This is a genomic window from Pseudomonas sp. FW507-12TSA (assembly GCF_058781435.1).
The window spans coordinates 19,143-27,952 of record NZ_JBYSWT010000051.1 but is presented as its reverse complement, the minus strand read 5'-3'; the positions used below and the strand labels follow the sequence as shown (position 1 = coordinate 27,952).

Sequence of the window (8,810 nt, the reverse complement as noted above, 5' to 3'; positions counted from 1 at the left end):
GGGTTAGGCAGGGGTTGGTGATGGGGTTTACCAATGTGGACAGTGCGGAGCAGGCGGTGGGCGTGGCGGGGCGGTTGGCTCAGGTCATCAGGTGAGAAGGGGCTGTGACCGCTGAGGCTGGCGTTTTTTCTACGGTAGCCCCAGTCATTTGGCAGGCCGCCGCCCGTGTGGCGAGGGAGCTTGCTCACGCTGGGGTGCGCAGCAAGCACAACCGTCCTCACACCGCTTGGCCTGCCCCCTGTAGCCCCTTTCAGCGCCCGAGTTTTTCCAGTGCGGCATCGGCCAGGAAAGACGACCGGCTCTTGATGTTGTGCTCGCGGACAAAGCGGTCGATCTGCTGAATCACATAACCGGGCAGGGTGACGTTGACCTTCTCGGTCTTGCCCAGGTACGGCGTGATGTCGATGTCCAGCATGCCCCAGCCCATGCCCGCGAAATCAGGGTTGGCGCGGTGCTTGCTCGTGGGTGAGGGCAGGGGAATGGCTTGCCCGGCGCGGGCCAGTTCTTCGAGCATGACGTGGGCGATCTCGATGGCGGCGCTGTAGGCGCTCTCGAAGGTGTCGCCGGCGGTGACTGCGCCGGGGATGTCGGGAATCTGGATGCCGGTGGCGGTGTGTTCGTCGCCCCATTCGATGCAGATGGGATATTGCATGGGATCTCCTCAATAGGTGTGAAGGGGGCAGGTGCTAAATCAGTTCGGCCAGTTTCCGGATGGCCCTGACCGTTCCCCGTGGCAGATCCTTCTTCGGGTGAGGCACCGGAACGGTGTTGGGTCTGTAAGGATGCTTGAACAGATGGTGGCTTCCGGTTATCCGATCCAGTATCCATCCTGCGGCTTCAAGCTCCTTGATTAGCTGTCTGCTTTGCACCTCCATCTCCTTGTCGGCGTGAGAGGTGCTTTATAACTCCAGGTGCATTGTAAATCGGCTGATTTTGTGTGTCTGGAGTTATGTATCATGCTTTGTCTAGTGTTCCAAGATGCACTCGAAACCTGTAGCCGCTGGCGAGCGCAGCGAGGCTGCGTACGAGGACGCAGTCCTCGCCAAACCTCAGCTGGCCCATACGGTTCTGCGTACATATCCGTTGCTGCGGTCACGGCCACTATCGGTTCCGCTCTTACAGCGGGTCACTTTGGATGGCCCGGAATGCCGGCCAACCCAAAGTAACCAAAGGCTCTTTGCCCCCTCACTCGGTGCTTCGCCTAGGCTCGGCATGCCCTCTCTCCGGTATTGCTCCGTGGGCCGCCGCAATGGGCCATCCATGGCCCAGCGCGGCTAACCCGGCGTCCTGCCGGGTTACCCACGGCTCAATACCTGCGTTCGGCCATCGTGTCTAAAGGGGCAGGTGGATCAAGATCAAAAGCCAAAAAGCCAAAGCCAGATCAAAGGCCGAAGCAAAGCCGAGCGCGTTTTACGCGCTTGTTGAGTGGCGCTCAGCTCTCCAGCGCCGTGCGCCACTGAATCACCTCCAGCACCGCACAACCCTCCCGGGTGAGCAGATGCACCCCTCGGGTGACCCGCGCCAGATCGCAGTCGGCAATATCTTTCAGGTTAAGCGTGGACAGCGTGTCCATCAGATCCCGCACCACGGTGAAACGATGGGCCGCACTGCTGGCCAGATCGTTCAGAGAGGCTTGGGTGTCGAGGTAGAAAACGGCTTGGTTGGCGTCGTGGGTGTCGACGGCGGTAAAGCGCGAGAGTGGCTGGTCAATCATCGGTACAGCTCCTGTTTATGGAGCAATCACCTGAGTTGCCGACGACGAAGAAAATGACCGCTGTGCGCGCATATGACCACCGGAGAATCACCGCGCACAGCCGTCATAACATCTTGTCGCGGGCACCGGAAAGGTGACTGCAAAGGTGTTGTGGACGCTGATGCTGCGTTGTAATTCGACCGGCCAAGGTCGTCGCGGATGTTTCTGCGAGGTGGAACTATAGGGGCGGGGTTTGAGGGCGACAACCGTGCATTTGGTGAGATGTTTGAGCGGTTATGTCTTAACAATTAGCGACTGTTGAATCAGGTGAGTTGCCCCTGACCTTGTGGACAGACTTGAAAGGCAGCTTTCGGCCAAAAGCGGACATTCTGGAGCGACCGCTGTCGGTCAGAAGCGGACGCTCGAAAGCAACCGCTACCGGCCCATAGTGGACCTCGCCACTTAGGCCAAGCGGGCTGTTTTTTCAAGACAGGGTTACCCGCAAAACTTCAAAGCTGCTAACTTAGTCTCACGTGATGTCGTGGTGACATTGCGAGAGCGATAGTATGCTAGGAGCAAAAATATGGATGTCGTAGCTGTAATAAATTACAAAGGTGGTGTAGGGAAAACAACAGTAACCTCTAATATTGCAGCAGAGCTCGCTTTCAAAGGAAAGAAAGTCCTTCTGTTGGATACGGATGCTCAAGCAAGTCTCACATTTTCTTTCGTTAAACCAGATGTATGGGATGAGAAATACAAAGAGTCTTATACGATCAAATCTTGGTTTGATGCGATATCGCAGGGAAAAGAACCACCGCCCTTGACCGAGTTCATTATCACCCCAACGCAAGTCAACCAATCATTAAAGAATGGGGGAGCCACAGGCCATATTGATCTGATCTGCTCACACCTAGGTCTAATTAACGTTGATCTTGAGTTGGCAACACTGTTGGGTGGCGCGAACCTGCAACAGTCAAAAATGAATTACATTAAAGTTCATGCCAAGTTGCGCGATGCAATTGATCGATTAGCCATAGACTCTGATTACGACATCCTATTAATTGACTGCCCGCCTAACTTTAATATAGTTACGAAGAATGCAATCGTGGCAAGTCATAAAATTTTGATCCCTGCAAAGCCAGATTACCTATCAACATTGGGAATTGACTACTTAAGGCAAAGCGTTAGTCAATTAGTCCGTGAGTTTAACGAATACGCCAGCATGGATGCTAATGTCAGCATCATTTCGCCGGAAATACTTGGCGTCGTTTTTACAATGATTCAGATCACAAGTGGAATGCCAATATCCGCTCAGCGACAATATATCGCTCAAACGAAGCGATCGGGAGTTTCAACTTATGAGAATTATTTTCGCGAAAACAAGACCATGTTTTCCAGCGCCCCAGAGAGTTTGATTCCCGCTGTATTGCAATATCATGCTAGTGGGACCTATGCAAATATCGTTGAGGAACTTGGTCAGTTTGTAGCAGAGTTTGAGGATTCACTGGAGGAAGTATGATAATGCTAAAAGAACGATTTGACATAGCATTTGCTCTGCGCCGTCTGGCTGAAGCAATGCAATCCTTGAGTGATGAAGACCTTCTTAAACTTACAGATGAGAATTTCTCTGTTGATATCAAAATTTCTCGTAGGCGCGGGAAAACTTCGACTGAAATTTCCGAAAGTAAGGACAGCATCAAAATTTTGTCTGAGAAGCTACTTTCGATTCAAGACAGGAATGAAGCATTTACTTTTCTGAGCTCGAATTTCAAAACAAGAAAGACCCTGGAAAATGTCGCTCGAATTTTTGATGTTTCTGTTCTTAAAACAGATAAGTTTGAAACTTTGGCTGAAAAAATAGTTGAAGCGACAGTAGGGGCTAGGAAAAGATCTGAAGCGATTCAGGGCTATAGCAATTTCAGTACTGAAAAAAACAAAAGTGAACCTCAAGAGTAGTTTTATGATGTGACTGTACTTTAAAGCCACAGCGCTTGTTCTCGGCTGTGGCTGATGAGTACTCTAACTCATTCGAGGTTTGAAAACTCCCTACTCTATGTCTATACCAATATTCTTGATTAGTCCAAACCGTATTTTTTAATTTCCATAGGATAAGGTAATGGATCCACAATTCTTTGGCTATATTTCGGTATCTGTGGACAAATGGCAGAAAGTCGCGCCTCTATTTGTGGCGGGGATGAGTGCATTATACATAGTTTATGTTTGCACAATTACAGAGTCCCTGTCCATAATCAGAAACCGGATATCTGATTTCATTGGGATGAAGCACTCTTTCAATCACAAAAAACTAAAAAAAGCATCAGCAACAAGAGCTAGATCTAGATTATTTCAATTTAAAATTCAAGTTGAATGTCAAAACGCCTTATGCGATGGATAAATTAATCGCTTGGGCAGACCGATCCGGCGTAAGACTGAACGAGATCAAACGAGCACGCCCTTATTTCAACCCTACTGAGCAAACATTCAAAATCCCTCAGCCGAAATTTGTAAAAACATTTATTGTAATAGTCTTGTTATTTGCCGCACTGGTATTCTTCGCAATTTACACTCCCAGTGCCGCATTATTTAAAGTCAATAAAACCGGCCAATGGTTTTGGGTTACCGATAGCCATGCTTTTTCGTTCACCTCCTACCTTCCGCAATCACTGCATGTTTCTGGCTCTTGGAAAATGAGCACAGGCAATTGTTTGCTTGACAATACGTCTGCACCATTATCCAACGAATGGGATAAAAAGGTTGTGTGTTATCTTTTACTGGACAACCGGAAAGGGCAAGTAGCGAAAACCATCAGAGAACAGAAAATTTTGGCGTGGACTTTGTCGCTCCCTTGGCTCCTTGTGCCTCTTGCTGTGCTGCAAGGAAGTCACAGGCGACGATACGCAATAGAGTTTCAAAAACGCAGCCAGAAAAAGCTCCGCTTCGGGGATAGCCCTCTTCCAGAATATGCAAGGTACTATTATGACTAGGTCAAATGGTGACGAGTATCCCTCTGGTTCAGCACCTTTGAAGCCAATTGACAGCACGCTTTACGTGAAACTTGACTCAGAATACATGGCTTACTCCGCCATTTCTAATGCTGGGCTGGAGGGTGATCAGATGATTCTATTAAATGGTACTCAGTCGATTGTGAGTTATCCCAATTGAATGCCCATGAATTTATTTCTCTGAGAGAGATTTCTCGGTATTGCGCGTCAAGTCCGCTGATTGTGTGATCAGAGAGTGCGTTTATTACTGAGCAAGCAGTAACTCAATGACAAAGCGGAGATTCCAAGTAATTAGGGCAAGGGCTGCGTAGATCGCCCCAACAATTCCGATAGCAAAGAAAAGCGTTACTCGGCGTTTGTCGATAGGCGTGAGAAATCTATCCTGTTTATCAGACGTAGATGAGTAATGCTGCAGCACATCGAGCCAGGTTCTGCTCTCTTGATATGCGAGGCTTGCATCTCGTAGATGCGAGCTAAACTGAAGAACGCAAGACAGCACGAGGTAACCCGCTAGAAATTTTACCAGCAAGGACAATTCAGTGCTTTCCAGCAACGCGTGAATATTTTTCTGATCAAATTTTCCGATGAAGGAAAATCCGATGAAAACAAGGACACTGAGAATATCTCTGGTAAGCGAGCTCACCAAGTCCCTAACCTTGGTCGCATATAGGTCAGCTTGCGACTTCATATCCTTCATGAGTTCGCGAACTTCTTTGTGATAGGCATCCTTTCGGTCGAGAATCACAAAAGTGTAGCTATCTCGGGCTTGTTGAAGTGCTACTGCAAGGTACTTCTCGGCTCCTGTTAACATCGTCTGGTCTTGCTCGATGTCGATGGACAACCGATCCATGACAAGTCTCAGGCGGGTCTCAGGGCGCTCCTCATAGACCCAGCAAACGGCCTCTGCCAACAAAGAAAGGGCGTCGGCACTTACCTCTTTGTCGTCGTAGAGCGGCAACGAAAGCCTTTTGGTGCCCCGAAGAGTGGCGTAATAGCCATCGTCAGTGTGTTTCAGTTCTTGAACTAGACAGGCAGCTAGGACGCGTGCACTCAAACGAGCGAGAGGCTTCGCTGCGGCACCGCCGATATCCCCCCAAGATAGGGCATAGGCGCTCGGACAAACCCGAATTGGCTTCACTGCATTGGTGTGGATCAACCCATGAATATCGGCCTGATCAGGCAGCTTGTTAGCTGGGCCGTCAGACGCTTGTTCAAGCGGTGGTAACACCCAAAGCAATGGCCCACCAAATGCAGCGGCCAGTCCGTTGACTCGTATCGTCGTCGGGCGAGTCAGGTCAGGTTCATTTCTACCGGGATATTGAAACGGGTCAATACGACCCGCCCACTCCATGAAGCCTTCAGTCGTGAAGAACAACAGCGTATTTTCGTCGTCCCTCGCGCACATTTTCTGAGCGAGTGGGGACTTGCCAAAGGTCAAACTCCATGGCTCTTCATCAAAGGTATCTGATGCCAGGTCGGCCGTATCCACAGCCGCACCAGAAATCATGACAGTAGGTGCATCAATACCAAGTTGATTCGCTAGCGCGTCGATCTGTTGAAGAACTGCTTTCACGGCTCCACTAAGCGAATCACCCTCCACCGTTAGACGGAAGCTCTCATCAAAGAACTGCATTGCGTGGCCACGCAGTTCAAGGGTCGCTTTGAGTAGATCCGCAATAGCGGGCATGATTCTTAACCTTTGGCATTGAGCCGATTCGTTTCAATGGTAACCCGGGCGCGGCCGTTTCCTAGCTGCTCGATGGCCATACCAACCGCTTCGGGGCTGCCTTCAAAAGAAATGGTGACACCCTCAAGTGTTTGATACACCTGCTTTCGCTCACTATTACGTAAAGATCCAGGCTGGGGTCGGAATTGTTGTCCTGCGACGCCCGTTTCGGCAAGAGCCTCTCGCAAAGATCCCATGAGGACTGCCTTACGGTTAGCGTCCTCGTCACGTACCACAGCGTTGACGTAATCGTCTGTGTTAAAGACGTCGTGGTCATTAAGGTAGTTGAGCGACCTGCCAGCAAAGGTATTCAGATCCTCCCCTGGCGGGAGCTGTTCAGCTGTCAGTTTTTTCGCCCATTTTCGTACCTGACTATGGGCCGTCCTCGTTAACACCGCATCCTGCTGACGCTCTGTTACGCCGAGAAAGGCTCTAAAATAGTCACTCAACCCGGGTTTCTTCACTCGGTCAAAAGCTAATACATCCCACGCAAATTGTTCAGATACATCTATTAAGGCGCTCTTTTGAATGGCGTTCTTGCTCTCATTGAGAGAGTTCTGAACCTCATTGATAACAGCCACTCTTCGACCATCTCTTTCTTCGTAGCTGTAAGTAAACGAGGGTTGCTTGTCCATCTTCACTAAAAAAACAAGCTGCCTCCAATCGTGTGCACCCACTAGAAACCTAACAACTGACACGATGAACACGCCTGCCGACATTTGCCCTCGATGTCGGCCAGAAAAATCCGTGGTGATCTGGCGTGAAAGCTCGATGAATCTATCCGGCGCCTCGATCAGCTGTTGACACTTCTCTTTCAGGTTTACGGCGTCTTGCTTGAAGACATATTGCGTGCCTTCCGCAATATCACGCAGCCGATCCAGAAAAAAATTCTTTTGAGCGGCCTGCAGTTGCACCTCGTCGAGGAAAATAACGTCTTCATCCTCCTCTGCATCTGAGTCGATGATGTGGAAGATGAAGCTGACAATTTCCAAGTTTTCGCGTTGTGCCTGACTCAGGACGCCATCCAGTGGTACCACCATGTTGCCACTCCTTTCGAGATTTTCTTATTTTTACTTCCAAGAATCACCCGCCTTCATAGAGATGAGGCCAATGCGATACCGTAAGGCAAAAGAACTCGTGGTCGACCTACGCCGCCTCTTAGCGTAATCGAGGTGACATTGAGCAGGCAGAGGCAGGTTAGGTTGCCCGGTTGCCAATGAACGAATAGTCGCACTAGGAACATTGCCAATGTGTCCGCTACCGCACGGCGACTTAAGCTGACCAATAAACAGGGCAGCAAAGATGAACCAAACAAACGTGCCCCAGATCTGCACGATGATGAGGGTGAAGTCCATTTCATGTCCCTAAATGTGAGCTAACTGAATAGTAGCTATATCCGGCGTAATGGCACGGCAACATGACGGTATTTTTGATTCTGGGCAGCTTCCAGGCGCCTTGAGGTTGCTATACACATTTGGGCGTCCGCTTTTGGCCGATAGCAGTCTTTCACTAAGTCCAGCAATAAATACCTCTACTTAAGCTAAACAGACGCCGCACAATACGCGGCGCCTATCCACTCAATGCACAATCTGCGCAAGAAACGCCTTCGCCCGCTCACTCTTGGGCGCCGCAAAAAACGCCTCCGGCGGCGCATCCTCCACAATCCGCCCACCATCCAGAAACAACACCCGCTCCGCCACCTGCCGGGCAAATCCCATCTCATGGGTCACGCACAGCATGGTCATGCCGCTGTCGGCCAGTTTCACCATCACATCCAGCACTTCGCTGACCATCTCTGGGTCCAGCGCCGAGGTGGGTTCGTCGAACAGCATGATCTTCGGTTCCATGCACAACGCCCGGGCGATGGCCACGCGTTGTTGCTGCCCCCCGGACAGTTGGCTGGGGTATTTGCCGGCCTGGCTTTCGATGCCGACCTTGGCCAGGAAGCTGCGGGCCAGTTCCTCGGCTTTTTTGCGTGATAGGCCGCGCACAGTGGTGGGGGCCAGGGTGCAGTTGTCCAGCACGCTCATGTGCGGGAACAGGTTGAAGTGCTGGAACACCATGCCCACCTGGCTGCGCACCTTGGCCGCTTCGCGGGTGTTTTGCGCCAGGTCGGTGCGGTCCACCAGGATCTGGCCCTTCTCGGCGATTTCCAGGCGGTTGATGCAGCGGATCAAGGTGGATTTGCCGGAGCCGGAAGGCCCGCAGAGGACGATGCGTTCGCCCTGGCGGACCTTGAGGTCGATGTCGTGCAGCACGTGGAAGGCGCCGTAGAACTTGTTCAGCCCAGAGATATCGATCACCACCTCGCGGCGGTCGATGGTGGCGCGGGTGGCGGGTTCGGGCACGGCGGATAGCGGGGCGGTCTGGGTCAGCATGGCAGGTCTCC

The 8,810-nt window shown here is 51.1% G+C and carries 9 protein-coding genes; 3 read left to right on the top strand and 6 right to left on the bottom strand.

Annotated features, from left to right (window positions below; genetic code table 11):
* Positions 1-250 precede the first annotated feature (250 nt).
* From AC3WK8_RS31040 to AC3WK8_RS31030, 3 genes are all read right to left on the bottom strand, one after another.
* Positions 251-652 carry a type II toxin-antitoxin system HicB family antitoxin gene (locus tag AC3WK8_RS31040; protein WP_103326918.1) on the bottom strand — a complete coding sequence of 134 codons (402 nt, stop codon included), beginning with the start codon at positions 650-652 and terminating at the stop codon, positions 251-253.
* 34 nt (positions 653-686) lie between these two features.
* A complete protein-coding gene (locus AC3WK8_RS31035) occupies positions 687-869 on the bottom strand; it encodes a type II toxin-antitoxin system HicA family toxin (RefSeq protein WP_068588599.1) in 183 nt (60 codons plus the stop codon).
* Positions 870-1,432: 563 nt separating this feature from the next.
* Entirely contained in the window at positions 1,433-1,714 is a 282-nt protein-coding gene (locus tag AC3WK8_RS31030; protein WP_103326920.1) for a hypothetical protein, read from the bottom strand.
* Between the two features lie 562 nt (positions 1,715-2,276).
* Between AC3WK8_RS31030 and AC3WK8_RS31025 the strand changes: the two genes are divergently transcribed.
* The 3 genes from AC3WK8_RS31025 to AC3WK8_RS31015 all read left to right on the top strand — a co-directional run bounded on the left by AC3WK8_RS31025 (position 2,277) and on the right by AC3WK8_RS31015 (position 4,677).
* Positions 2,277-3,212 (top strand): ParA family protein, encoded by a 936-nt coding sequence (locus AC3WK8_RS31025; protein WP_103326922.1) that lies wholly within the window; start codon positions 2,277-2,279, stop codon positions 3,210-3,212.
* Between the two features lie 2 nt (positions 3,213-3,214).
* Complete coding sequence (locus AC3WK8_RS31020; protein WP_146043305.1) at positions 3,215-3,649, top strand: hypothetical protein; 435 nt, start codon at positions 3,215-3,217, stop codon at positions 3,647-3,649.
* Between the two features lie 407 nt (positions 3,650-4,056).
* Entirely contained in the window at positions 4,057-4,677 is a 621-nt protein-coding gene (locus tag AC3WK8_RS31015; RefSeq protein ID WP_256592450.1) for a DUF6216 family protein, read from the top strand.
* A gap of 262 nt (positions 4,678-4,939) precedes the next feature.
* Here the strand turns inward: AC3WK8_RS31015 and AC3WK8_RS31010 are convergent, their stop codons facing one another.
* The 3 genes from AC3WK8_RS31010 to AC3WK8_RS31000 all read right to left on the bottom strand — a co-directional run bounded on the left by AC3WK8_RS31010 (position 4,940) and on the right by AC3WK8_RS31000 (position 8,799).
* The gene (locus tag AC3WK8_RS31010) at positions 4,940-6,382 is read right to left on the bottom strand and encodes a hypothetical protein (protein ID WP_103326924.1); all 1,443 of its coding nucleotides are present in this window, start codon (positions 6,380-6,382) and stop codon (positions 4,940-4,942) included.
* 5 nt (positions 6,383-6,387) lie between these two features.
* The gene (locus AC3WK8_RS31005; protein ID WP_103326926.1) at positions 6,388-7,461 is read right to left on the bottom strand and encodes a nucleoid-associated protein; all 1,074 of its coding nucleotides are present in this window, start codon (positions 7,459-7,461) and stop codon (positions 6,388-6,390) included.
* 537 nt (positions 7,462-7,998) lie between these two features.
* Positions 7,999-8,799: an amino acid ABC transporter ATP-binding protein gene (locus AC3WK8_RS31000; protein ID WP_259331862.1), complete on the bottom strand. Its 801-nt coding sequence runs from the start codon at positions 8,797-8,799 to the stop codon at positions 7,999-8,001.
* Positions 8,800-8,810 lie beyond the last annotated feature (11 nt).